Consider the following 22,196-nt stretch of genomic DNA (forward strand, 5'->3'; position numbering starts at 1 on the left):
CCGGATCAAAGGAACAGCCCGCCCTACATGGCGCAATTGGCCCGTGGCGAAAACCCTTTGACGTGAACGTGACGGCGCCGTGTGCCTGGTTCAGGCCACAAGGCTCTCGGCGCGCTTGAGGTCGACCGAGACAAGCTGGCTGACGCCCTGCTCCTGCATGGTCACGCCGAACAGCCGGTCCATCCGCGCCATCGTCACCGCGTGGTGGGTGATGATCAGGAACCGCGTGTCCGTGCGACGGCACATCTCGTCCAGCATGTCGCAGAACCGGGTCACGTTGGCATCGTCCAGCGGCGCGTCCACCTCGTCCAGCACACAGATCGGCGAGGGGTTGGCCATGAAGACCGCAAAGATCAGCGCCAGGCAGGTCAGGGTCTGTTCACCGCCAGACATCAGCGACAGGGTCGACAGTTTCTTGCCCGGTGGCTGGCACATGATCTCCAGCCCGGCCTCCAGCGGGTCGTCGCTTTCGACCATCATCAGGCTGGCCTCGCCGCCGCCGAAAAGATGGGTAAACAGCATCGAGAAATTGCTGTTCACCTGCTCGAAAGCGGTCAGCAGGCGTTCACGCCCTTCGCGGTTGAGGCTGGCAATGCCCGAGCGCAGCGTCTTGACCGCCTCTTCGAGGTCGGATTTTTCCGCCACCAGCGTGTCATGCTCTTCCTGCACTTCCTTGGCGTCTTCCTCGGCACGCAGGTTGACCGCACCCAAGGCATCGCGTTGGCGTTTCAGGCGCGACACCTCGGCCTCGATCTTGTCCGAGGCGGGCATCTGGTCCGGGTCCACGTCCAATTGCTCCAAGAGCGTCGCCGGCGTGGTTTCCAACTCGTCGGTGATGCGCTCTGCGGCGGCCTCGACGGTTTCGCGGGCGGCCTCGGCCCGTGCCTCGGCCCGCGCCCGCGCCTCTCTCGCCTCACCGGCCTGACGTTCGGCGTCGCGTTCGGCGGTGATCGCCTCGCGCAGGGCGCTTTCAGCCGCCGACAATGCATCGCTGGCCGCCGCCTTGCGGTCTTCGGCCGTTTCCATCGCGCCGGTCAGGTCGTCGCGCTGCGCCTCCAACTCGCCGGGGACCTCCTCGGCCTGGGCCAGTTCCGCTTCGCTCTCGGCCTTGCGCTCGGCCAGTTCGGTGGCGCGTTTCTCGGCGGTTTCCAGGCGATGGCGCCAGCCCGACAGGTCCTTGGTCACCTGCTGGGCGCGCCCCTTGCGGGCCTCGCCGTCGCGGCGCAACTCGTCATGGGCAGAGCGGCGGGCCATCATGGTCATCCGCGCGGCCTCGACCGTCATCTTGATGTCTTCGGCCTGCGCGCGCGCCTCTTCGAGATCGTCCAACCCTTCGAGTGCGCGCTCGGCCTCTTTCAGCTGGCCGCGTGCCGCGCCGGCCTCGTCCTCGTAGCGCTTGACCGACAGGCTCGCGCTTTCCACCTTGCCCTCGGCCATGTCGCGTTCGGCCTCGGCGCGGCTTTGCGCCCGGGCGGCCTCTGTCACGGCCTGATCCGCCGCGCGCCGTGCCGCGCGCGCCGCCTTGTCGGCCTCGGTCAGCGCGCTCAACTGCGCCACCAGCGCCTCATGCGCGGCCTGCGTCCCTTCGAGCTGCGCCGAGGCGCGGGCCATTTCCTGTTTCAACCCTTCCAGCCGGTTAAGCTGTTCCAGCCGCAGCGCCGCCGCCGAGGGCTGATCCTCGGCCCAGGCGCGATAGCCGTCCCAGCGCCAGAGATCGCCCTCCAGCGTCACCAGACGCTGACCGGGTTTCAGCAAGGCCTGCAGGCGCGGGCCATCCTCGGGGTCCACCAAGCCGATCTGGCTCAGCCGCCGTTCCAGCACGTCGGGAACAGAGACATGGCCCGCCAGCGGCGAGGCGCCATCGGGGAGCGGCTGCGTGGTGTCGTAGGCCGCCAACACGACCCAGCCGGTCGGCCCGTCGCCCTCGACCTCGGGGGCGCGCAGGTCGTCCGACAGCGCCGCACCCAGTGCCTTTTCATAGCCCTGTTCCACCTGCAGCCGATCCAGGATCTGCCCGCCCTCGGCGGTGTCGCGGTCCAACAAGCGGGCCAGCGCCGTCACCTCGGCCCGCAGGGCATTCATCTGGCCCTCGGCCTCGGAGCGTTCCCCACGCGCCTCGGCTTCGCGGGCCTGCGTATCGGCACGGGCGGCCTCGGCCTCGGTCAGGGTTACCTCGGCCTGCTCCGCCGCCTCCTGCGCCTCGGCCAGGCGGGCCTGCGCGGCCTCTGCCGCCTCGCGCGACCGGGCCTGTGCCTCCTTGGCGGTGTCGACCGTGGCACGCGCCCGGGCGGCCTCGCTTTCGTTCCGCTCAACCGTCTTGCGGCAATCGGCGAGGTAGCGCTGCGCGGATTGGTGGCGCGCGGACAGACGGGCGACATCCTCTGTCTGCTGTTCCAGCTCCGCCTCGCGGGCCTGCAACACGCCCGAGGCTTCGCGTGCAGCCTCATGCGCCTCGGCCAGCCGGTCCTCGTGCCCTTCCGAGGCCTTGGCAAGCTCTCGGGCCTCCCATTCCAGCCGCTCGATGGTCTCTCCGGCGTCGCGGTTCAGCCCCGCCTCGCGGTCCATGTCACGGACCAGTTGGGCGATCCGGTTGCGCAGGGTCTCGATCCGGGCCAGCGCCTGCTTTTCCTGATCGGACAGCGTGTCACGCTGGACGATCAATCGCTGCAGAACGGCCGCCGCGATTGCCTCTTCCTCGCGGAGGGGCGGCAGGGTTTCTTCGCGCTCGGCCCGGGTCTTTTCGGCGGCACGCGCCGCGGTTTCCGCCTGCGCGGCCCGTGTCACCGTCTCGCGCAATGCAGCCTCTGCCGCGGCACGGGCATCGTCAGCCTCGCGCCAGCGGCGATACAACAACATGCCCTCGGCCTGGCGCAGTTCGGTCCCGATGGCCCGATAGCGCGCCGCCTGCCGGGCCTGTTTGGCCAGCGCGGCCAATTGTCCAGCCAGTTGCTCAACCACATCATCGACCCGCAACAAGTTCGCTTCGGTGTTCTTCAGCTTCAGCTCGGCCTCGTGCCGACGCTGGTACAACCCGCCGATCCCGGCGGCATCCTCCAGCACCTTGCGTCGGTTCTTGGGCTTGGCGTTGATCAACTCGCTGATCTGCCCCTGCCGGACCAGTGCCGGGGAATGCGCCCCGGTCGCCGCGTCCGCGAACAGCATCTGCACGTCGCGCGCCCGCGTGTCCTTGGAGTTGACCTTGTAGGCGCTGCCGACGTCACGGGTGATGCGGCGCACGATTTCCAGATGATCGTGGTCGTTGAACCCCGCCGGGGCCAGACGGTCGGCGTTGTCGATATGCAGGCTGACCTCGGCAAAGTTGCGGGCGGGCCGCGACGAGGCGCCGGCAAAGATCACGTCCTCCATCCCGCCGCCACGCATCGCCTTGGCCCGGGTTTCGCCCATGACCCAGCGCAGCGCCTCCAAAAGGTTGGACTTGCCACAGCCGTTGGGACCGACCACGCCGGTCAGCCCGTCGTTGATGATCAGGTCCGTCGGATCGACGAAGCTCTTGAAGCCGGTGAGTCTGAGTCTGGAAAAGCGCAATGGGCCATGTCCGATTCCGGGATTGGACCTCAGCCTGCGCTTTCGGGGGGTGCCGAGTCAAGGAAAGGACGCCCCATATGGCGGCTTCGCACCACTTCTCCACAAGATATTGCGACCTAACGCCGGCCTGCGCCGCAATCCAAGACCAAACCGCGCCGGGTCGCTCGCGGGGCGGGTTCATCAATGGCACATTGGATGGTGCGGGGCCGTCGGGGCATTTGCGGTGCAGGTTTGCCGTCGCAGGACAATCCGATCCACATCATCGCCGGATCGCCCTCGACCCACTTGGCGCGGCAACCGGTTTCGATCTGCGCCGCGATGCCGGCCTTGCGAGCGATCTCTTCGAACCGGGGCAACCATTCCGGGGAGGTGCGTGTGGCCTCGACCAAGGGGCCGCGGAACCTAAGGCTAAAGCGTGATCCTTCGACCGAGCGCATGTGTTTCTCTGCTCCATAAAAACCCGGCCCCGCCGATGCGCATCCGACGAGGCCGAGCAGAAGAAGAACACAGGGATAACCGCGCATGGCCAATTCTGGCCTGAACCTGGTTACGAAGTGGTTAATCCCGTCATGTGTGGCGTGCATGGCGGGCAATCGACGCCACCCTTTACATTCTTATTTTAGAATGTATATTACATTCCATCTGATGAATGTTTACCTGCATGTCACAGGAGGCCCTCATGGCCAACGCAGCACAAAGACCCGCAGACAGCTATTCCCCGATCTACTTTCTCGCCTCGCTGGGCGCCGGCGGCATCGCGGTCAGTTTCTTCATGTTCCTCATGTTCTGGGTGCCCCACCCCGGCCAGCCCGTCCCGGTGTTCGAAGACATCATGGCCGCCTGGGCCAAAGGCGGCCCCTACATTCAGGCCGCAATCTTGATCGCGATGGCGGGCATTGCCGGCTTTGCCTTTCTCAACATCAAGTCGCTGATCTGGAACCTTGCGTCCTACAGCGCCTTCAAGAAGGGCCCGGCCTACGAAGAGCTGCGCAATTCCAACGCCGAATCCACACTTCTTGCGATGCCGCTGGCGCTGGCAATGTCGGTGAACGTCGGTTTCATCATCGGCCTCGTCTTCGTGCCCCAACTCTGGAACGTGGTGGAATACCTGTTCCCCTTGGCCATGATCGGCTTTGGCCTGATTGCCGTGATCGCCTTCCGTCTGATCGGTGATTTCCTGGGCCGCGTGCTGGCCAAGGGTGGGCTGTTCGACGTGACCGCGCATAACTCCTTCGCGCAGCTCACCCCGGCCTTCGCGCTGTCGATGATCGCGGTCGGCTTTGCCGCCCCCGCCGCCATGAGCACAAGCGCCACGACCGTCGGTGTCGCCCTGGTGATCTCGACCATCCTCGGCACCATCGCGGTTCTCTACGCCGCGTTTGCCAGCATCACGGCCTTCGGCTCGATGTTGCAGCATGGCACCGCGCGCGAAGCCGGCCCGACCCTGATGATCATCGTTCCGATCGTCACCGTGTTGGGAATCATGTTCCTGCGCCAGGATCACGGGCTGCACACCAGCTTTGACGCACATGGCAACGCCGGCGAAACGATGGTCTTCCTTGCCCGCCTGCTGGGCATCCAGCTGGCCTTCCTTGGCCTCGGGGCAGTGGTGCTCAAGGCGCAGGGGTACTTCAGCGACTTCGTGATGGGGTCCAAGACCTCGCCGGGCTCCTACGCCCTGGTATGCCCCTTCGTGGCCCTGGCAGTGATGATCCACTTCTTTGCCAACAAGGGTCTGGTCGCAGCCGGTGTCGTGGACAAGTTCGACCTTGCCTACTGGGGCGTCACCGGGCTGGCCATCGCGTCGCAGGTGGTTGCCATCGCCCTGGTGCTGCGCCTGAACCGCCAGCACTTTGCCAAGGCAACCCCCGCAGCGGTTCCGGCCGAGTAACATCTCCTCCAAATCCTTGGCCGGATTCATGGGCCGGACCTTCGGGTCCGGTCTTTTTTCTTGCCGCCAAGGCGGCGCCGGGGGCTCTGCCCCCGGACCCCCGAAGAATTTCGTGCCCAAAGAAACACGGGACGTTGTGAATCGCGCCCAACGCAGGACGTCTAGAAGTTGACCGTGACGTCCGGGAGTTTCAGCGACTTGACGAGGTCACGCACCTCTTGCCGGGCCGCGATGTTCGAAAGGCTCAGGCTGCGCACGCCGATGTCGCGCAGGTCCAGCAGGGTCAACCCGCGCGGGAACAGCTCTCGGAACACAACCCGTTCCGAGAAGCCGGGCGCAACGCGAAAGCCGATCCGCTTTGACAGGGTTGCGACCGCCTTTTCCATCTTGGCCTTGTTGATCATCTGCTGGGCACCGATCCGGTTGCGCAGCACGATCCAGTCCATCGGCTGCAGCCCGGCCTGTGCCCGGAGCTGACGCGCCGACCAGACCATCTCGGCATAGACCGACGGGCCGGCGATGGTCTCGCCGTCGCCCTCGATCCGGGCAAGAAGGTCGAAATCGACGAAACTGTCGTTCAGGGGCGTCACCAGCGTATCCGCCAGCGAATGCGCCACCTGCGCCAAACGGGTGTAGGCGCCGGGGCAGTCGATGATGATGAAGTCGGACTTGGGCTCCAGCTCTGCGACCGCGCGGCTGAGGCGGTTGTCGGCGGCCTGCTCACCCGCCGCGAGGGCAGCGGGATCGGCCTCGGGCAAGGCCATGTACCCCGGCACGGGCAGGTCGTGTTCCTCTTTCTTCAGCCAGGCACGGCGGTTGGCAAGGTAGCGCCCCAGGCTCTGCTGACGCAGGTCCAGGTCCAGCGTCCAGACCCGATGATCCATGCGCGCAAGCGCCGTCGCGACATGCATCGCGATGGTCGACTTGCCCGCCCCGCCCTTTTCGTTCCCCACGACGATGATATGTGCCACGCCTCAACCCTTGTTCTGGTGCGGCCGCGATGTCTCTCGCGGTCCGGTCTTGCTGCCTGTTCCGGCGATTAGGCCCACCGGGGGCCTGCAACGCGCAAGGCCCGGCACTTTGGCCGGGCCTCGTCACTGTCCCTCGGGACGCGGTCAGTGGAGCTTGGCGCTCACGTCTGCGATCGCGTCGTCGATCAGTTTGCCCGCGCTGTCGGCAGTCATCTGCTCGGCCACCACGTTGCGCGCGGCAGCCACGGCCACGGCAGCGGCACGGTCGCGCACTTCCTTGACCGCTGCGGCCTCGGCCGATGCGATCTGGCCTTCGGCGGCCTGAAGGCGGCGGGCGATCGAGGCCTGGATGTCGGCCTTGGCCTGCTCGGCGGCCAGTTCGGCCTCCTGCTTGGCATGGGCAACGATGCGGTCGGCCTGGCCCTGAACTTCGCGCTGCTTGCGCTCGTAGCTCGCCAGCAACGACTGAGCTTCTTCACGCAGCTTACGTGCCTCGTCCAGCTCGTCCTGAATGCCCTCGGCGCGCTTGTCCAGCAGGCCCATGAGCAGGCCCGGCACCTTGAAGTAGATCAGGACGCCGATGAAGACGATGAAGCCAAGCAGCACCACGAAATCGGTGTTGCCCAGCGAAAAGAAGGGGCCGGATGCGGCGGCAGCCGGGGTCGCGGCCAGCGCTGCGATCACGGGAAGGATGAGTTTCTTCATAACCTTACCCTTTCAGCTGCGCGTCGACCGCAGCGGCGATCTTGGCGTCGTCGGCGGATGCCCCCAGGGCGGCCACGATGGCGCCTGCGGTGTCCTTGGCCACGACTTCGACATTTGCAAGGGCGCTGTCGCGGATCTCGGCGATGGCCTTCTCCGACCCGGCAGCCTTGGCCGCGATTTCCGCGTCGGCCTTTTCCATTGCGACGTCGAGGTCGGCCTTGATGTCGTCACGCGCCTTTTGCGCAATAACCTGGGCCTCGGCCCGGGCATCGGCAAGCGCCTTGTCATAAGCGGCTTCGGCCTCTTCGGCCTTGCGCTTGAGATCTTCGGCGGCGGCGATGTCGTTGGTGATCGTCCCCTGGCGTTCCGCCAGAACGGCCGCGATGCGCGGCAGGGCGATGCGGGCCAGCACAAAGTAGATCACGACCAGCGTGATCACCAGCCAGAAGACCTGGTTGCCGATCCAGTCACCGCAGAGCTGCGGCATCCCGACGGCAGAGCCGTGCGAGTCCACGCAGGTGCTGACGGCTTCGGCTCCGTGAGTTTCGGTCGCCATTTTGTCCTCCGTCGGAACTTGTCTCTACATCGGGCGGTCAGGCGTGCCTGACCGCCCGCGCGTAAGGATCGTTAAGTTCCGTGGATCAGACGGCGAACATCAGCAGCAGCGAAACCAGGAACGAGAAGATGCCCAGTGCTTCCGCGAATGCGATGCCGATGAAGAGGGTGGCGGTCTGCGAAGCAGCTGCCGAGGGGTTGCGCAGGGCGCCGGCCAGGAAGTTGCCGGCAACGTTGCCCACACCGATGGCGGCTGCGCCCGAACCGATTGCTGCGAGACCGGCGCCGATGAAGTTGAGACCTTCCATTGTGTATCTCCTTACGATTGGAAGTTTCTGTATCGAGGTGTTCTGTGCGGTAGGATGGGTCGTCCGACCCATCTGCCTTAGTGATGCGGATGCAGTGCGTCCTTGAGGTAGACGCAGGTCAGGATCGTGAAGACGTAGGCCTGGATGAAGGCCACCAGGATCTCAAGGCCGTACATCGCCGTGATTGCCAGCACCGAAATCGGCGAGATGGCGGCGATTGCGGCAAACCCCGCGAAGACCTTGATCACGGCGTGGCCCGCCATGACGTTACCCGCAAGACGAATGGAATGGCTGACCGGACGCACGAAGTACGAGATCAGTTCGATCAGGGCCAGGACCGGGCGCAGCGCCAAGGGTGCGCTGGAGACCCAGAAAAGGCTCAGGAAACCGGCGCCGTTCTTGACGAAGCCCAGCACGGTCACGGTCAGGAAGACCGAGAGCGCCAGAACCACGGTGACGGCGAAATGCGAGGTCGTGGTGAAGCTCATCGGGATCAGGCCAAGGAAGTTGGCGAAGACGATGAACATGAACAGGGTCATGATGTAGGGGAAGTACTTCAGCCCGTCCTTGCCGGTCACGTCCTCGACCATCTTGTAGACGAAACCGTAGGCCAGTTCGGCCACCGACTGCGACCGCGACGGCACGATGGCGCGCTTGGAGGTGCCCAGAACCATCATCAGGACAACGGCGACGATGGCCAGGAACAGCCAGAGCGTCACGTTGGTGATGGTGAACATGCCCACTTCACCGTGGCCGAACAGCGGCTTGACGATGAACTGGTCCATCGGGTGGAACACCAGGCCGCCGTCTGCCGTTTCTGCGCTTTCAGTCGCCATCTCTTTTCCCCTCATCCGCGCCGGTCAACCGGGCGTTGTCGTTCGTGCCCCCGTCGGGGCGGTCCGCCTTGGCCCGCTCAGGGCCTGTTCCGGACTGCGGTCCGGAACCCTGTCTCGCCTGGACCTCTTTCGCCGTCCGCAGCATCACGTTGATGCCCGCGGCGATGCCCAGCAATGCAAACACCACCATCAGCAACGGCTTGGTGCCCAAGAGAACGTCGAGCCCGTATCCGATCCCGAACCCGATCCCCAGACCGGCAACCATTTCCGTCACCATCCGCCAGGCGATATTGGCCTGCGAGTAGTGTTCTTCCTGATGGGCCTTCTCCACTTTGCGTCCCGCCTTGTAGGCGTTCAGCTTGGCGTCCAGGTCATCCAGCTTTCGCTTGGGGTCAGGGTCGCTCACGGTGCAGATGGCTCCGGTCAGGGTTGGCATGGTGCTAAGCTGGGGGGCGCATCGAGTCAACACGCATGGCGAGCCGAATATGGGCGCCTCAAGATACTGTAATTAAATGACTATTTCAGAGGCGCCAAGGCAGAGGTCATTCCGCCGCAGCCCGTTTGGGCGCCAACCATGCTGCAATTGCAAATTCAACTTAGCGGTTGAGTTTTCCACGGGACCCGCCCAAACCGGCCTAAACCGCTCAGGATCGCCCCATGTTCGCCCGCCCCTTCCATTGCCGCCGACAAACGCCCGCGGCCACCGCTCTCCGCGCCAGGACAAGATGAGCGACCGGCTCGACACCGTCTTTGCCGCGCTCGCCGATCCGACGCGCCGCCGCATCCTGTCGATGCTGCTGGAGGACGACATGGCGGTGACCGATGTCGCCCACCCGTTCGAGATGTCGCTGGCCGCGATATCCAAGCACCTCGTCATCCTGACCCGCGCGGGCCTTATCAGCCAGGAAAAGCGCGGTCGCGTGAAATGGTGCAAGCTGGAACCCGACGCCCTGCGCGAAGCCAGCATCTGGATGCAGGCCTTTGGGCAGTTCGACCAGTTCGACCTCGACGGCTTTGAACGCTTCCTTGAACAGGAACTGGCCCCCGCGCCCGAGGACAAGCCCTGAGGCCGCCACAGCCGGGGCATCTCAGGCCGCAGTCACTTCCTCGGGCTTTTCTTCGTCCTTGAGCAACAGGAGCAGCGACAAGGCAGTCAGCGCGACCCCCGGCAGGACCATCGCCGTCGGCACGCCCCGCCCCAGCACCAGCTCCCACAGGATCACGCAGGACGGCACGATGTAGGTGTAGGCCATGACCTTGGCTGCCGGCAGCCGCAGGGTCGCGTAGCGCAGGATCAGGAAGGTCACGCCCGTCGCCGCCAGCGAGACGTAGAGGATCGTCCACCAGACGATCATCGGCAATGCGGCCCAGTCCATCGCCATCAGGCCCGGCCCCGCCCAGATGCACAGGATCACCGACCCGGCTGTCAGGATACCCGCGTTGAAGGCGATGCCGGATTCCCCGCGGCTCAGCTTGCGCAGCATCGGCGCGTAGAGGGCATGCGCCACGCAGCCCCAGAAATAGATCGCCTCGCCGCGCCCGACCTCGAATCGCATCAAGGCCGCCAGGTCGGCATCGAAGATCACCCAGAGCGCGCCGACCCCGCCCACGACGATGGCCAGCGCCATGCGGGCCGTGGTGACCTGGCGCACGACCATGTAGCCAAAGACCGCCGTCAGCGCCGGGTTCAGGGTAAAGACCGCCGCCATGCTGACCGGGGCCGCCGTCTTGAGCCCCTCGAACATGGTGACGAAATAGATGACGAAGAGTCCGGCTAGGACAAAGTACCGCCAGGGCGCATCAAAGACCGCGCGCGTCACCTTGCCCGTCGCCAGCGCCCAGCCCCAGAGCACCGCCCCCGCCAGCAGGAAACGCACCGCGTTCAGCACCTCGGGTTCGATGAAGGGGGCCGCCATCGCACCCAGCGAAAAAGATCCCGAAACCAGCATGGCAAAGCCCAGCATGGCCAGGTGCCCGCGCCCTGCCTCGCTCATCGGGCCGAACCTTCGCCCGCGAAGGCCTTAAGATGCGACAGGAAGGCCTGGACCTTGGCGGTCCGGTGCAGATCCACATGGGTCACCAGCCAGAGCGGCGAGGCCCAGTCCTCGCGCGGGGGCATGACCTGCACCAGCTCCGGGCGCATCGCGGCCTCCCGCGCGCCCATGAAGCCGATCCCCGCACCCTCGGCCACCGCGGCCTCCAGCACCCGGGAATCGGTACTGCGAAAGACGACGTGGTCCGCCGGCACATGCCCGCGCAGCCAGCGCGCAAAAGGCGCGCGGCTTTCGGGATCGTCGTGGGAGACGAAGAAATGATCCTTAAGGTCGCCTTCGCCCTCGGGCATCCCGTGCTTCGTGATGTAGTCGCGATGCGCATAAAGGGCGATGTCCTGGCGGGCAAAGCTTTGCACCACATTGTCCGGTTCCTGCGGGGCAGGACCGGCGCGCAGCGCCACATGCGCCTCACCGTATTCCAGCCGGAACACCCGGTCGTCTGTCAGAAAACGCACGATCACGTCCGGGTATTGCGCGCGGAAACTGGTCAGCGCCGGGACCAGTAGCGGTGCGAAGGCCACCAGGGACGTGACCAGAAGGTCACCCGCCACCTCGTTGCCGCGCCCCTTTATCCGGCCCTCCAGCTGCTGCAACTGGTCGTCGGTGGTCTGCGCCACGCGCATCAGGTCATGGCCCGCCTCGGTCGCCGTATAGCCACGCGCATGTCGCTGGAACAGCTTGACACCCAGCCTCCCCTCCAGTGCGTCGATATGACGGATCACCGTCGCGTGGTGCACGCCCAGCACCTCTGCGGCGCCGCTGACCGTTCCCAGCCGGGCGACCTGGTAGGCCGTGCGGATCTCATCCCAGTTGTCCATCTGCCCCTCGCTTGGCCACCTGCGCATATGCGCACACCATTTGCGCTTGATGCGATATTGCGTTCAGAAATGCAATGATCAAGTTGTGGTCCATCGAATGCATCATTCCTGGAAAGGACCCGACTGATGACCAACACCGTTCTCCGCATCGACGCCTCTGCCCGTGGCACCGATTCCGTCAGCCGCCAGCTTGCCGACGAGGTGATCTCGCGCCTGAACCCCGCCACCGTCGTTTCGCGCGACCTGGCAGAAACCGTGCCCCAGATCGACACCCGCTGGCTGGAAGCCAACGGCACCCCCGAGGCCGAGCGCACCCCTGATCAGCGCGCCCGCCTGGCCCTGTCCGACGCACTGATCGAGGAACTGCGCGCCGCCGACACGCTGGTGATCGCGCTGCCGATCTACAACTTCGGCGTGCCCTCCGGCTTCAAGGCCTGGTTCGACCAGATTGCCCGCGCCGGCATCGCGTTCCGCTACACCGAAGAAGGCCCCGAGGGCCTGATGAAGGGCAAGCGCGCCATCATCACCGTCGCCTCGGGCGGCACCGAGGTCGACGGCCCGATCGACTTTGCCACCCCCTGGCTGCGTCACGTCCTGGGCTTCATCGGCATCACCGACATCCAGGTGGTGCGGTCGGACCGCCAGATGATCGACGCCGAAGCGTCGAAGGCCCGCGCGGCGGACGACCTGGCGCATCTGGCCGCCTGATCCAACCATCCGGGCGGCCCCCACGGGGCTGCCCGGATTTGACCCGATGCGCCGACCTGCCTAACCTGAAGGCATGGGCGTCATCCAGAACAGCGAAACCCGGTTCGAGGCCAGCATTCGGAGCTGGCTGGCCGGGTTTCTTCTGTCCGTCTTCGGCGTGCTCTTCACGGCGCTCGGCGTCACCGCCCTGGGGGCCGGAGAGGCACAAGGCGGCATCTTAGTGGCCGTGGGCCTGGGCATGATCGGGCTGGGCGTCTGGCTGCTGTCCCGCCGCACGCATATCCTCCTTGATCGCGAAACGGGCACGGCCACAATCCGTTTTGCCAGGCTTTTCGGCAGGCGCGACCTTACCCTACCGCTGGCCTCCATCACCCGGGCACAGGTCCTGCGCCGACGCACATCCGGCAACCGCCTCTACAAGCTGGTCCTGCAGGTGTCAGGGGGCGAACACTCCGGCACCCATTCGCTGACAGGCGGCTACAGCTCCGGCGGATGGCGCAAGGGCCGCATGGCCCGCGCCATCAACGCCTGGCTGGGGGTCGAGGACTGACAAGACCGCGGGCCTTGACTCGCAGCCAACCTCCTCTCTATATGCACCCAACCTCCGGGAGTCCTCTGGCCTTCCGGTCCCTTGGGCTATGCCCGGGATCGCCCTCCGTCAGCGCGTTGCGCCCACGGGGGCTCTCGCGCTTTGACCCATCCGATTGTGATGCACGCCGCGCGCCCTTACCTTGAGTGGCGCAATACGAAGGAAAAGGAGGCCCTGCGCCCCATGTTCGAAAATCTCTCCGAACGCCTCGGCGGCGTCTTCGACCGTCTGACCAAGCAGGGCGCCCTGTCCGAGGATGACGTCCGCACCGCCCTCCGCGAAGTTCGCGTGGCCCTGCTCGAGGCCGACGTTTCGCTGCCCGTGGCACGCCAGTTCATCAAGGCCGTCGAAAAGAAGGCGACCGGCGCTGCTGTCACCAAGTCCGTCACCCCCGGTCAGCAGGTCGTCAAGATCGTCCATGACGAGCTGATCGCCGTCCTGGCCGGCGAAGATGGCGACCCCGGCAAGCTGCGCATCGACAGCCCGCCCGCGCCGATCCTGATGGTCGGCCTGCAGGGCGGCGGCAAGACCACGACCACCGCGAAACTGGCCAAGCGCCTCAAGGAGCGCGACGGCAAGAAGGTCCTGATGGCCTCGCTTGACGTCAACCGCCCGGCGGCGATGGAACAGCTGGCCATCCTCGGCCAGCAGATCGGCGTCGACACCCTGCCCATCGTCAAGGGCGAGGACCCGGTGGCGATTGCCAAACGCGCCAAGACCCAGGCGGGCCTCGGCGGCTACGATGTCTACATGCTGGACACCGCCGGGCGCCTTTCCATCGACGAAGAGCTGATGGCCCAGGTCGAGGCGGTGCGCGACGTCGCCAACCCGCGCGAGACCATCCTTGTCGTCGACGGCCTGACCGGCCAGGACGCTGTGCACACCGCCGAGAATTTCGACAGCCGCATCGGCATCACCGGCGTCGTGCTGACCCGGATGGACGGCGACGGCCGTGGTGGTGCGGCGCTCTCGATGCGCGCCGTGACCGGCAAGCCGATCAAGTTCGTCGGCCTTGGCGAAAAGATGGACGCGCTCGAAACCTTCGAGCCGGACCGCGTCGCGGGCCGCATCCTGGGCATGGGCGACATCGTCGCGCTGGTGGAAAAGGCGCAACAGACGCTCGAGGCCGAACAGGCCGAGCGCATGATGAAGCGCTTCCAGAAAGGTCAGTTCAACATGAACGACCTCAAGATGCAGCTCGACCAGATGATCAAGATGGGCGGCATGGAGGGCATGATGTCCATGATGCCCGGCATGGGCAAGATGGCCAAGCAGATGGACGGCGCGGGCATCGACGACAAGATGCTGCGCCAGCAGATCGCGCTCATCAACTCGATGACGAAAAAGGAACGCGCCAACCCGCAGATCCTGCAGGCCAGCCGCAAGAAACGCATCGCGGCGGGCGCGGGCATGGAGGTCGCCGACCTCAACAAGCTGCTGAAAATGCAGCGCCAGATGTCCGACATGATGAAGAAGATGGGCAAGATGGGCAAAGGCGGCATGCTGAAACAGGCGATGCGCGGCATGTTCGGCGGCAAGGGAGGCCTTCCCCCGGAAATGGCGCAGGGCATGGATCCCAAGGCGCTGGAGGCCGCGGCCAAGCAGATGGGAGCCAAGGGCGGCATGCCCGGCCTCGGCGGCGGCGCCCTGCCCCCCGGCCTCTCCGGTTTCGGCAAGAAGAAGTAACGAAAGGACAGACCGACACGGCGTTTCTTTGGGCTGAAAATACCTCCCGCCGGAGGCACCCGCCCTCGCCACAGGAACCGCCGATCACGTTGACTCGCCCATGCCCGCCCCCACGCTGCATACTCCGCGCCTGACACTGCGCCCCCATGTCGAAAGCGACATGACCCCGTTCTGGGACTTTCACCAGAGCGACCGGGCCGCCTATGTCTGGCGCCCGAAAAGCCTGACGCACCAATGGCTCGGCTTCGCGTCGGAGGTCGGCAGTTGGGATCTTCTGGGGCACGGGGGCTGGGGCGTCGACCTCAAGGATGGCCGGGTCATCGGCCAGGTGGCGATCACCCGCCCCCCGATATTCCCCGAGCGCGAAATCGGCTGGATCTTCTTCGAAGGCTTCGAGGGCAAGGGCTATGCCACCGAGGCCGCCACCGCCGCGTTGCACTGGGCCTGGGCGCAGGGCTGGTCCACGCTGGTCAGCTACATCCACCCCGACAACACCCGGTCCCGTGCCCTGGCCGAACGGCTGGGCGCGGTACACGACCCCGACGCGCAACTGCCCGAGGGCGAGACGGCGCAGGAAACGCTGGTCTATCGCCACAGCCCCGACGCGGACGGCAGCCCGGAGGCCTACGCATGAGCCTCACCAATGCCCCCCGCCTGGAAACCGACCGCCTGATCCTGCGCGGCCCCGAAAAACGCGACGCCGAAGCGGTCATCGCCTTCCTGCAGGATCCGGTGCGCGCCGACGGTTTTGGCCACATCCCGCAACGGGGCGACGCCTGGCGCTGGTTCACCATGAACGTCGGCCACTGGCACTGGCATGGCTTTGGCTACTTCGTGATCGAGGTGAAGGACACCGGCGAGGCCGCCGGCATCTCCGGCATCTGGTTCCCGGAATCCTGGCCGGAACCGGAACTGGGCTGGGTCGTTTTCGACGGGTTCGAAGGCAAGGGCATCGCGCGCGAGGCCGCGGAACGCGCCCGCCGCTGGGCCTATGACGACCTGGGGTTCACCACGCTCACCTCGAACATCGTTCCCGGCAACGACAGGTCCAAGGCGCTGGCGCGCCGCCTTGGTGCCGCCTACGAGCGCACCTATCACAACGAGAACATGGGCGAGGACGAACTCTGGCGCCACCCCGGTCCGGAGGCGCTGGCATGATCCCTCAGATCACCCTGACCAGCGATCGCCTCACCCTGCGTACGCCGCTGGAAGAGGACTATCCTGTCATTTCCGCCTTCATGGCCTCGGACCGCGCGCGTTTTGTCGGCGGGCCGGTGACCGATGAATTCGACCAGTGGCGCGGTTTCCTGTCCGGTTTCGGCCACTGGGCGCTGCGCGGCTACGGCTTTTTCATGGTTCTGCACGACGGGCAAAAGGTCGGACGCGTGGGCATCGTCAACCATGTCATGTGGGACGAGCCCGAACTGGGCTGGCACATCTTCGACGGGTTCGAGGGACAGGGCTTTGCCACCGAGGCAGCGGCCCGCATCCGGGACTGGGCCGGCACGGAACGCGGTCTTGGCCCGCTGATCTCCTACATCCATCCCGACAACGCGCCCTCACGCAGGGTTGCAGAACGGCTGGGCGCGCATTTTGAACGGGATACGGACCTGCTGGGTCATGCCGCCCAGGTCTGGCGCCACACCGGGGGGCAGGCATGACCGCGCCCTGCGAACGTCATATCCCGGGACCCGGCGCCCGCGTCGCCGCCCGGTTGGGTGGCCGGCTGCCGGTGCTCGACACCCGGCGCCTGCAGTTGCGCGGCCCGCGGATCTACGATTTCGACGCCTACGCGACGATCCTCTGTTCCGAGCGCGCGGTCCACATGGGCGGCCCGATGACCCGCGAGGGCGCCTGGGCGGATTTCACCAATTACTGCGCCTGCTGGCTGCTGCACGGCTTCGGGCTCTGGACCATCGATGCCAGCACCACGCCCTCGGCGGGCTTTGCGCTGATCGGCTACGAATACGAAGACCCCGAGCCCGAGCTTGGCATCTTCCTGACCGCCGAGGCCGAAGGGCAGGGCTATGCCACCGAGGCGGTCGAGGCCGTGCGCGCCCATGCCTTCGAGGCGCTGAAGTGGGACAGCATCGTGTCCTATGTCGCCCCCGGGAACGACCGCAGCATCGGCCTGATGACCCGGCTTGGCGCCCGTCGCGACGCCGAGGCAGAGGCCGCGCTGACCGATGGCACCCTTGTCTTCCGCCACTACAAGGAGGCCGCCTGATGGGTCATCGCGACATCCCCGTCCTGGAAACCAGGCGGCTGATCCTGCGTGGGCCGGAGCCCCATGATTACCCCGATTTCAAGGCCACCTTTGCCTCGTACCGGTCGCGTTTCATGGGCGGGCCGCTGAATGCCTACGAAACCTGGATGCTCTACGCCGCCGAGATCGGCCATTGGGAAATCCGCGGGTTCGGCATGTGGATGATCCACCTTCGCGAAACCGGCGAAACCGTGGGCATGGCTGGTGGCTGGTTCCCCGCGAAATGGCCCGAGCGCGAGATCGCCTGGATCATCTGGCCGGACCAGGCCGGCAAGGGCTATGCGCTGGAGGCGACCGACCGGGTGCGGCGGCATTTCTACCATGATCTTGGGTGGGAAAGCGCCGTCAGCTACATCGACCCCAAGAACCTGGACTCGATCCGCCTGGCCGAACGCCTCGGCTGCAAGAAGGACGCAACCGCGCCCTCGATCGACGGCAGCGACGCGGTCTACCGCCATCCCTCGCTCGACGAACTGCGCGGCCAGGTCGGTCATGGGGTCGCGATGGAAATCGCGCATTACCAGGACCCGTTGTTCAAACCGAAAGGCTGGGCCGTTGACTGACATCGCCCGCCCCGTTTCGCCCGAAAGGACCGCACAATGACCGATCCCGTCATCCGCGCCGCGGAACTGTTGAAGGAGCATCGCGAAAGCATCGACCGGCTCGACGCGATCCTTGTCTTCACCCTGGCCGAACGGTTCAAGCACACCCAGGCCGTGGGCGTCCTCAAGGCGCAGCACGAGCTTCCCCCATCCGACCCCGCGCGTGAGGAAAAACAGATCGCGCGGCTCCAGGATCTTGCGACCCAGGCCGACCTCGACCCGGAATTCGCCAAGAAATTCCTGAACTTCGTCATTCAGGAAGTCATACAGCACCACAAGCAACACCAGACGTAAGACGGCCCTGTCCGTCTTCAGCCATTCGACAAAGGAGAAAACAAATGGCAGTCAAGATTCGTCTCGCCCGCGGCGGCTCGAAAAAGCGTCCCTTCTACCGCATCGTGGCCGCCGACTCGCGCATGCCGCGCGACGGTCGCTTCATCGAGAAGCTGGGCACCTACAACCCGCTCCTGCCCAAGGACAGCGAAGAGCGCGTCAAGATGGACGTCGAGCGCATCCAGTACTGGCTGGGCGAAGGCGCACAGGCCACCGACCGCGTGTCGCGCTTCCTCGAAGCCGCTGGCGTGATCGAGAAGAAAGAGCGCAACAACCCCAAGAAGGGCACCCCGGGCAAGAAAGCCCAGGAACGCGCCGAAGAGAAGGCCGAAAAGGCCGCCGCAGCGGCTGGCGCCGACGCGGAATAAGATCCGTACAGCGGGACGGCGGGCCAGCCCCGCCGTCCCGTCCCATTCCCCATGTTTCGCCTGTTGCGCAGTTTCTTCCTGTTGGTGATCGCCTTCACCGCCGGGTTTCTCTATTCCGAATTGACATGGCATGATCGCTGTGAGGACAAGGGAGGCGAGGCCCGTGATGGCGTCTGTTTCGGAATATCCCAATGACTGACACGATCTGCGTTGGCGCGATCGCGGGCGCCTTCGGCGTCCACGGTGAGGTGCGCCTCAAGAGTTTCACATCCGATCCGCTTGCGGTGGCCGACTATTCGCCGCTGAGCACCGAGGACGGCGCGCGCCTCTTCGACATCGAGATCACCCGCGAAATCAAGAACGGCTTTGCCGCCCACCTGTCCGGGGTTCGGACGAAGGAAGAGGCGGATGCGCTCAAGGGCACTCGCCTTTACGCCCCGCGTGACCGGTTGCCCAATCTTCCCGACGACGAATACTACCACGCCGACCTGATCGGCCTGCCGGTCTTCGACGCCGGCGGTGTTGAACTGGGCAAGGTCCGCGCGGTCCAGAACCACGGTGCCACCGACCTGCTGGAGCTTCAGGTTCCGGGCAAGTCCAGCACCGTGCTCCTGCCCTTCACGCTGGCGGCGGTACCCACCGTCGACCTGACCGCGGGCCGGATCGTGGCAGACCCTCCCGAGGGCTTGTTCGACTGAGTGCCCGGCCTACGCCGGTTGCGCAAATCGCGCCATAGTTGATCCCGCACGCGCCACGGCAACCCCTGCCCGTGACTCGTTTTGGTCCCGTTTCGATCTGGACTTTTGCCGCATCCCGGCCGCGCCCTGAGGGATTTCACGCACCCCGAAAACAACCACACAGAACAGCCCGCAATGTCACCACCTGCGAAACGCAGGCCGGGAATTTGGGCCGTTTCGCGCCACGATCAAGCCGCAATTTTCGGCCAATTTTAGCCGCATTCGACGTGGATTTGAGGGGCTACCGTGGACGCATTCGTGTATCGATTGGCACTGGCAGGTGTGGCCATCGGCCCAGCCTTTCTGGCCACGCTGTTGCCGGCTTCTGCCATCGGCGTGCCGATCGGTCTGGCCATCGGCGGGATAGGCAGCCTCTATGCACTCATGACGTCGTTACGCGGACGCAAGGCGCGCCCGCGCCCGGCCGGCCCCGTCCTTTTGCGGCGCGCCTCTCTGCGCCGACCTGACGACACCCTGCCCTCGACCGCGGATCAGCGCCTTGCACTGGCCGATGCCCTGGCCGCCGCCGTGGACCTGCGCGCCGAACCCGAGGCCCCGCCGACCCGGGAAACCGCCATCGCGCGCATTCTGGGACGCATCCTGGACAGCTGGAAGGTCACGGACCTTGCAGAACTGCCGCGCGACATGACGATTGCACTGACCCAGCTGGAACGCCTGCTGAAAGCGGATCCGGGCGAGGCCGGCCGCATCGCCCAGATGTTCCAACGTCCCGACGTGGTGCTGAGCCTGCGCGAAGAGATCGAAAGGATCACCGAGGCGCGCGCCGCCTACGACCGGGCCTTTGCCGCCTTTCAGGCCACCCGCCTGATGTTCGCCGCCAGCCCGCAGCCCGGCACCCTGACCGAGGCGCTGCAAAGCCTAGGCACGGTGGACAGGGACCTGTGGCATCGCATCGTTCTGGAGCACGACCCAGCAGACCCCGCCCAGCGCAGCGCGGCGCTGTGGTGCGTGACCCAGCCCGACTGCGATCGCGCGACGGTTGCCGCCTACCTGGCCCGCCTGACCGATGAGTCCCAGTTGCAGAATGCCGAGATCGACGGCGACCTCGGCTTTCTGGGCCAGGTGCGCCGGATCATCGACAACTGCAACGCCGGGATCTACCGCAGCCAGGAACTGGCCTATGCGCCGGACAGCGACAGTGCCGCCGCCCTGGTACGGGAACTGGACGGGCTTGCGGTGCTGAACCGCGAACCGCGCTGGCCGGACCCGCAGTGCATCCTTGTCCTGCACGAAGGCCGCGAGGCCCGTCCGCGCCCGGCCTGGGACATCGTCCTGGGACGGCTCGTCGCCGCGCCGAACCGGGCCGACTATCTCTGAGATCGGGCACATCCTTGCCCCCTGCCCCCGGCTCGGGCTAAAGGGCGCGTCAAAGCAGGACGCCCTTACCCATGACAGACAAGTCCCCCCCGGCCCGGTCCCACGGGCGCAAGACGATCCGCCCCACGCTCAAGCCCCGCGAGCTGATGGACCCGGAGGCAGAACTGGCCCGCGCCTGGCGCGCTCAGGTCATCACCCTTTTCCCCGAGGCCTTTCCGGGGACGCTTGGCCTGTCCCTGACCGGCAAGGCGCTGAAGGACGGGCTCTGGCAGTTGAATACCGTGCCGCTGCGTGCCTTCGGCGAGGGCAAGCACCGCAACGTCGATGACACGCCCGCCGGCGGCGGCGCGGGAATGGTGCTGCGCCCCGATGTCATGGGCGCGGCGATCGAGACCGCGCGCGCCACCCAGCACGCCGGGGCACCGCTGGTCTACCTGTCGCCACGCGGACGGCCATTCACGCAGGGCATGGCGCGCGATCTTGCCACGCGTCCCGGGATCACCTTGATCTGCGGCCGCTTCGAGGGTCTGGACCAGCGCGTGATCGACCATTTCAACATCGCCGAGGTGTCCATCGGTGACTACGTTCTGACCGGCGGAGAAATCGCCGCGCAGGTCATGCTGGATGCCATTGTACGCCTCTTGCCCGGCGTCCTGGGCAATGCCGAGTCCGCCGAGGAAGAAAGCTTTTCCGACGGACTGTTGGAACATCCGCAATACACCCGTCCCGCCGAATGGCAGGGCCGGGCAATCCCGCCGGTTCTGCTGTCCGGCAATCACGGCGCGGTCGAGACCTGGCGCCGCGCGGAATCCGAGAAGCTGACACAGGAACGCCGACCGGATCTCTGGCAGGCGCATCTTGGCACGGAGGACTGACCCCGTGATCCGCTTTCGCCGCGCCACCGCCGAGGACCTGCCTGCCATCGTCGCCCTGCTGGCCGATGATGACCTTGGCGCGGCGCGCGAGGACGCCTCTCTGCCACTGAACCGGGCCTATATCTCTGCCTTCGCCGGGATCGACGCGGACCCGAACCAGTTGCTTGCCGTATCGGTCCGAAACCAGGAAATCCTTGGCTGCCTGCAGATCACGTTCCTGCCCGGCCTGTCCCGCATGGGCGCCTGGCGGGGCCAGATCGAATCCGTGCGCATCGCCCGCGCGGCGCGGGGCGAGGGGCTTGGCCGGCAGATGTTCGACTGGGCCATCGAGACCTGTCGCGCCCGCGGGTGCACCCTTGTCCAGCTGACCTCGGACACGGCCCGGCCCGAGGCGCATCACTTTTACGAAAGCCTCGGCTTCACCGGCAGCCACACCGGCTTCAAGCTGGCGCTCTGAGCGGCTTTACAGGCCGGATGGCGCGTGCCAGCCTACCCCGGTCCAGCCTTGGAGAACCGTCATGCGCCTTGTCCCCGCCCTTTCCCTTTGCCTTTTGGCCATGCCGGCCCTGGCCTGGGAACACACCGTGGAATGGCGGTTCCAGGGGCCGGAAATCGCCGGATTTCGGGCCATCTCCCCCGATTTCGACGAGGACCCGGAGATGCTCGAGGTCTCGCTGTCCCACCAGCACCACGGCGATACCATCATCACCATCGAGGCCGACAACGGGCTGGGCGAATGTGCCGACACGCTGTCCTATGCCCAGGGCAATCCCTTTGTGACGGTGGTCCTGACCGCGAACCTGAACGCGCAGACCATGAACGGCACAACGCTGGCGCAATGTTCGACACGATGACCCCCTCGCACCCTTGACGCGACGGCACGTCAATTCGGCATTCACTTTCGGGGCCTTCTGGCTATCTTTCTGAAAACTTGATTGTTTCGGGATAGCCATGTCCATCTTTGACCATTGCGGAGGCGTTTTCTGCCCCACACCGTCCGGTCCGGATTT

27 protein-coding genes are annotated in these 22,196 nt (G+C 65.8%); 17 read left to right on the forward strand and 10 right to left on the reverse strand.

The genetic code is table 11. The features are described from left to right. Window positions 1-90 precede the first annotated feature (90 nt). Together smc and BLQ71_RS11815 are read right to left on the reverse strand one after the other, a co-directional pair. Window positions 91-3,546: a chromosome segregation protein SMC gene (gene smc, locus BLQ71_RS11810; protein WP_074621866.1), complete on the reverse strand. Its 3,456-nt coding sequence runs from the start codon at window positions 3,544-3,546 to the stop codon at window positions 91-93. Between the two features lie 116 nt (window positions 3,547-3,662). Beyond that, window positions 3,663-3,983 (reverse strand): hypothetical protein, encoded by a 321-nt coding sequence (locus BLQ71_RS11815; protein WP_074621867.1) that lies wholly within the window; start codon window positions 3,981-3,983, stop codon window positions 3,663-3,665. Window positions 3,984-4,225: 242 nt separating this feature from the next. Here BLQ71_RS11815 and BLQ71_RS11820 point away from each other — a divergent pair, with 242 nt between their 5' ends. Continuing rightward, on the forward strand, window positions 4,226-5,437 hold the full coding sequence (locus BLQ71_RS11820) for a TsoY family (seleno)protein (RefSeq protein ID WP_074621868.1): 1,212 nt from the start codon (window positions 4,226-4,228) through the stop codon (window positions 5,435-5,437). Between the two features lie 161 nt (window positions 5,438-5,598). Here the strand turns inward: BLQ71_RS11820 and BLQ71_RS11825 are convergent, their stop codons facing one another. The 6 genes from BLQ71_RS11825 to BLQ71_RS11850 all read right to left on the reverse strand — a co-directional run bounded on the left by BLQ71_RS11825 (window position 5,599) and on the right by BLQ71_RS11850 (window position 9,218). Continuing rightward, window positions 5,599-6,408: a division plane positioning ATPase MipZ gene (locus tag BLQ71_RS11825; RefSeq protein WP_074621869.1), complete on the reverse strand. Its 810-nt coding sequence runs from the start codon at window positions 6,406-6,408 to the stop codon at window positions 5,599-5,601. Between the two features lie 144 nt (window positions 6,409-6,552). After that, on the reverse strand, window positions 6,553-7,113 hold the full coding sequence (locus tag BLQ71_RS11830) for a F0F1 ATP synthase subunit B (protein ID WP_074621870.1): 561 nt from the start codon (window positions 7,111-7,113) through the stop codon (window positions 6,553-6,555). Window positions 7,114-7,117: 4 nt separating this feature from the next. Beyond that, a complete protein-coding gene (locus BLQ71_RS11835) occupies window positions 7,118-7,669 on the reverse strand; it encodes a F0F1 ATP synthase subunit B' (protein ID WP_074621871.1) in 552 nt (183 codons plus the stop codon). 85 nt (window positions 7,670-7,754) lie between these two features. Beyond that, on the reverse strand, window positions 7,755-7,976 hold the full coding sequence (locus BLQ71_RS11840) for a F0F1 ATP synthase subunit C (protein ID WP_043140840.1): 222 nt from the start codon (window positions 7,974-7,976) through the stop codon (window positions 7,755-7,757). A gap of 77 nt (window positions 7,977-8,053) precedes the next feature. Beyond that, the gene (locus BLQ71_RS11845) at window positions 8,054-8,812 is read right to left on the reverse strand and encodes a F0F1 ATP synthase subunit A (RefSeq protein ID WP_043140837.1); all 759 of its coding nucleotides are present in this window, start codon (window positions 8,810-8,812) and stop codon (window positions 8,054-8,056) included. Continuing rightward, window positions 8,802-9,218, reverse strand: coding sequence for an AtpZ/AtpI family protein (locus BLQ71_RS11850; protein WP_074622023.1), 417 nt, complete (start codon window positions 9,216-9,218; stop codon window positions 8,802-8,804). Before BLQ71_RS11850 ends, BLQ71_RS11845 begins: the two co-directional genes overlap by 11 nt. A gap of 319 nt (window positions 9,219-9,537) precedes the next feature. On the opposite strand from BLQ71_RS11850, the gene BLQ71_RS11855 reads away from it, so the two are divergent. Then, a complete protein-coding gene (locus BLQ71_RS11855) occupies window positions 9,538-9,879 on the forward strand; it encodes an ArsR/SmtB family transcription factor (protein WP_074621872.1) in 342 nt (113 codons plus the stop codon). A 21-nt stretch (window positions 9,880-9,900) separates the two neighbouring features. Here the strand turns inward: BLQ71_RS11855 and BLQ71_RS11860 are convergent, their stop codons facing one another. Continuing rightward, on the reverse strand, window positions 9,901-10,806 hold the full coding sequence (locus tag BLQ71_RS11860) for a DMT family transporter (protein WP_074621873.1): 906 nt from the start codon (window positions 10,804-10,806) through the stop codon (window positions 9,901-9,903). Continuing rightward, a complete protein-coding gene (locus BLQ71_RS11865) occupies window positions 10,803-11,684 on the reverse strand; it encodes a LysR family transcriptional regulator (protein WP_074621874.1) in 882 nt (293 codons plus the stop codon). Before BLQ71_RS11865 ends, BLQ71_RS11860 begins: the two co-directional genes overlap by 4 nt. Window positions 11,685-11,810: 126 nt before the next feature. Between BLQ71_RS11865 and BLQ71_RS11870 the strand changes: the two genes are divergently transcribed. From BLQ71_RS11870 to BLQ71_RS11940, 15 genes are all read left to right on the forward strand, one after another. Then, window positions 11,811-12,392, forward strand: a complete 582-nt coding sequence (locus BLQ71_RS11870) for an FMN-dependent NADH-azoreductase (protein ID WP_074621875.1) — start codon at window positions 11,811-11,813, stop codon at window positions 12,390-12,392. 73 nt (window positions 12,393-12,465) lie between these two features. Then, complete coding sequence (locus tag BLQ71_RS11875; RefSeq protein ID WP_074621876.1) at window positions 12,466-12,942, forward strand: hypothetical protein; 477 nt, start codon at window positions 12,466-12,468, stop codon at window positions 12,940-12,942. 222 nt (window positions 12,943-13,164) lie between these two features. Beyond that, the gene (ffh, locus tag BLQ71_RS11880; RefSeq protein WP_069209541.1) at window positions 13,165-14,667 is read left to right on the forward strand and encodes a signal recognition particle protein; all 1,503 of its coding nucleotides are present in this window, start codon (window positions 13,165-13,167) and stop codon (window positions 14,665-14,667) included. Window positions 14,668-14,767: 100 nt separating this feature from the next. Continuing rightward, window positions 14,768-15,301 (forward strand): GNAT family N-acetyltransferase, encoded by a 534-nt coding sequence (locus BLQ71_RS11885; RefSeq protein ID WP_074621877.1) that lies wholly within the window; start codon window positions 14,768-14,770, stop codon window positions 15,299-15,301. After that, window positions 15,298-15,825 (forward strand): GNAT family N-acetyltransferase, encoded by a 528-nt coding sequence (locus tag BLQ71_RS11890; RefSeq protein WP_043140820.1) that lies wholly within the window; start codon window positions 15,298-15,300, stop codon window positions 15,823-15,825. Before BLQ71_RS11885 ends, BLQ71_RS11890 begins: the two co-directional genes overlap by 4 nt. Continuing rightward, complete coding sequence (locus tag BLQ71_RS11895; protein WP_069210594.1) at window positions 15,822-16,328, forward strand: GNAT family N-acetyltransferase; 507 nt, start codon at window positions 15,822-15,824, stop codon at window positions 16,326-16,328. Before BLQ71_RS11890 ends, BLQ71_RS11895 begins: the two co-directional genes overlap by 4 nt. After that, window positions 16,325-16,894 (forward strand): GNAT family N-acetyltransferase, encoded by a 570-nt coding sequence (locus BLQ71_RS11900; protein WP_043140815.1) that lies wholly within the window; start codon window positions 16,325-16,327, stop codon window positions 16,892-16,894. The genes BLQ71_RS11895 and BLQ71_RS11900 overlap by 4 nt, the downstream gene beginning before the upstream one ends. Then, the gene (locus BLQ71_RS11905; RefSeq protein WP_069210592.1) at window positions 16,894-17,496 is read left to right on the forward strand and encodes a GNAT family N-acetyltransferase; all 603 of its coding nucleotides are present in this window, start codon (window positions 16,894-16,896) and stop codon (window positions 17,494-17,496) included. The genes BLQ71_RS11900 and BLQ71_RS11905 overlap by 1 nt, the downstream gene beginning before the upstream one ends. A gap of 36 nt (window positions 17,497-17,532) precedes the next feature. Beyond that, entirely contained in the window at window positions 17,533-17,829 is a 297-nt protein-coding gene (locus BLQ71_RS11910) for a chorismate mutase (RefSeq protein ID WP_043140810.1), read from the forward strand. A gap of 44 nt (window positions 17,830-17,873) precedes the next feature. Beyond that, a complete protein-coding gene (gene rpsP / locus BLQ71_RS11915) occupies window positions 17,874-18,236 on the forward strand; it encodes a 30S ribosomal protein S16 (protein WP_043140807.1) in 363 nt (120 codons plus the stop codon). A 191-nt stretch (window positions 18,237-18,427) separates the two neighbouring features. Further along, window positions 18,428-18,934 (forward strand): ribosome maturation factor RimM, encoded by a 507-nt coding sequence (gene rimM / locus BLQ71_RS11920; RefSeq protein WP_043140804.1) that lies wholly within the window; start codon window positions 18,428-18,430, stop codon window positions 18,932-18,934. A gap of 285 nt (window positions 18,935-19,219) precedes the next feature. Continuing rightward, on the forward strand, window positions 19,220-20,311 hold the full coding sequence (locus BLQ71_RS11925) for a hypothetical protein (protein ID WP_133066150.1): 1,092 nt from the start codon (window positions 19,220-19,222) through the stop codon (window positions 20,309-20,311). A 71-nt stretch (window positions 20,312-20,382) separates the two neighbouring features. Continuing rightward, on the forward strand, window positions 20,383-21,186 hold the full coding sequence (trmD, locus tag BLQ71_RS11930) for a tRNA (guanosine(37)-N1)-methyltransferase TrmD (protein WP_043140800.1): 804 nt from the start codon (window positions 20,383-20,385) through the stop codon (window positions 21,184-21,186). 4 nt (window positions 21,187-21,190) lie between these two features. Beyond that, window positions 21,191-21,643, forward strand: a complete 453-nt coding sequence (locus BLQ71_RS11935; protein WP_074621879.1) for a GNAT family N-acetyltransferase — start codon at window positions 21,191-21,193, stop codon at window positions 21,641-21,643. 61 nt (window positions 21,644-21,704) lie between these two features. Then, window positions 21,705-22,040, forward strand: a complete 336-nt coding sequence (locus BLQ71_RS11940; RefSeq protein ID WP_074621880.1) for a hypothetical protein — start codon at window positions 21,705-21,707, stop codon at window positions 22,038-22,040. The last annotated feature ends 156 nt before the right edge of the window (window positions 22,041-22,196 follow it).

This window comes from Antarctobacter albus (assembly GCF_900101505.1).
GTDB lineage: Bacteria > Pseudomonadota > Alphaproteobacteria > Rhodobacterales > Rhodobacteraceae > Antarctobacter > Antarctobacter albus.

Excerpts from the sequence above, each read along its gene's own strand:
- BLQ71_RS11840 (WP_043140840.1), bottom strand. The coding sequence starts at position 7,976 with ATGGAAGGTCTCAACTTCATCGGCGCCGGTCTCGCAGCAATCGGTTCG.
- BLQ71_RS11835 (WP_074621871.1), bottom strand. The coding sequence starts at position 7,669 with ATGGCGACCGAAACTCACGGAGCCGAAGCCGTCAGCACCTGCGTGGAC.
- BLQ71_RS11860 (WP_074621873.1), bottom strand. The coding sequence starts at position 10,806 with ATGAGCGAGGCAGGGCGCGGGCACCTGGCCATGCTGGGCTTTGCCATG.
- trmD (WP_043140800.1), top strand. The coding sequence starts at position 20,383 with ATGACAGACAAGTCCCCCCCGGCCCGGTCCCACGGGCGCAAGACGATC.
- BLQ71_RS11875 (WP_074621876.1), top strand. The coding sequence starts at position 12,466 with ATGGGCGTCATCCAGAACAGCGAAACCCGGTTCGAGGCCAGCATTCGG.
- BLQ71_RS11820 (WP_074621868.1), top strand. The coding sequence starts at position 4,226 with ATGGCCAACGCAGCACAAAGACCCGCAGACAGCTATTCCCCGATCTAC.
- BLQ71_RS11870 (WP_074621875.1), top strand. The coding sequence starts at position 11,811 with ATGACCAACACCGTTCTCCGCATCGACGCCTCTGCCCGTGGCACCGAT.
- BLQ71_RS11845 (WP_043140837.1), bottom strand. The coding sequence starts at position 8,812 with ATGGCGACTGAAAGCGCAGAAACGGCAGACGGCGGCCTGGTGTTCCAC.
- BLQ71_RS11890 (WP_043140820.1), top strand. The coding sequence starts at position 15,298 with ATGAGCCTCACCAATGCCCCCCGCCTGGAAACCGACCGCCTGATCCTG.
- BLQ71_RS11815 (WP_074621867.1), bottom strand. The coding sequence starts at position 3,983 with ATGCGCTCGGTCGAAGGATCACGCTTTAGCCTTAGGTTCCGCGGCCCC.
- BLQ71_RS11940 (WP_074621880.1), top strand. The coding sequence starts at position 21,705 with ATGCGCCTTGTCCCCGCCCTTTCCCTTTGCCTTTTGGCCATGCCGGCC.
- BLQ71_RS11910 (WP_043140810.1), top strand. The coding sequence starts at position 17,533 with ATGACCGATCCCGTCATCCGCGCCGCGGAACTGTTGAAGGAGCATCGC.
- BLQ71_RS11855 (WP_074621872.1), top strand. The coding sequence starts at position 9,538 with ATGAGCGACCGGCTCGACACCGTCTTTGCCGCGCTCGCCGATCCGACG.
- ffh (WP_069209541.1), top strand. The coding sequence starts at position 13,165 with ATGTTCGAAAATCTCTCCGAACGCCTCGGCGGCGTCTTCGACCGTCTG.
- BLQ71_RS11905 (WP_069210592.1), top strand. The coding sequence starts at position 16,894 with ATGGGTCATCGCGACATCCCCGTCCTGGAAACCAGGCGGCTGATCCTG.
- BLQ71_RS11865 (WP_074621874.1), bottom strand. The coding sequence starts at position 11,684 with ATGGACAACTGGGATGAGATCCGCACGGCCTACCAGGTCGCCCGGCTG.
- rimM (WP_043140804.1), top strand. The coding sequence starts at position 18,428 with ATGACTGACACGATCTGCGTTGGCGCGATCGCGGGCGCCTTCGGCGTC.
- rpsP (WP_043140807.1), top strand. The coding sequence starts at position 17,874 with ATGGCAGTCAAGATTCGTCTCGCCCGCGGCGGCTCGAAAAAGCGTCCC.
- BLQ71_RS11830 (WP_074621870.1), bottom strand. The coding sequence starts at position 7,113 with ATGAAGAAACTCATCCTTCCCGTGATCGCAGCGCTGGCCGCGACCCCG.
- BLQ71_RS11900 (WP_043140815.1), top strand. The coding sequence starts at position 16,325 with ATGACCGCGCCCTGCGAACGTCATATCCCGGGACCCGGCGCCCGCGTC.
- BLQ71_RS11885 (WP_074621877.1), top strand. The coding sequence starts at position 14,768 with ATGCCCGCCCCCACGCTGCATACTCCGCGCCTGACACTGCGCCCCCAT.
- BLQ71_RS11895 (WP_069210594.1), top strand. The coding sequence starts at position 15,822 with ATGATCCCTCAGATCACCCTGACCAGCGATCGCCTCACCCTGCGTACG.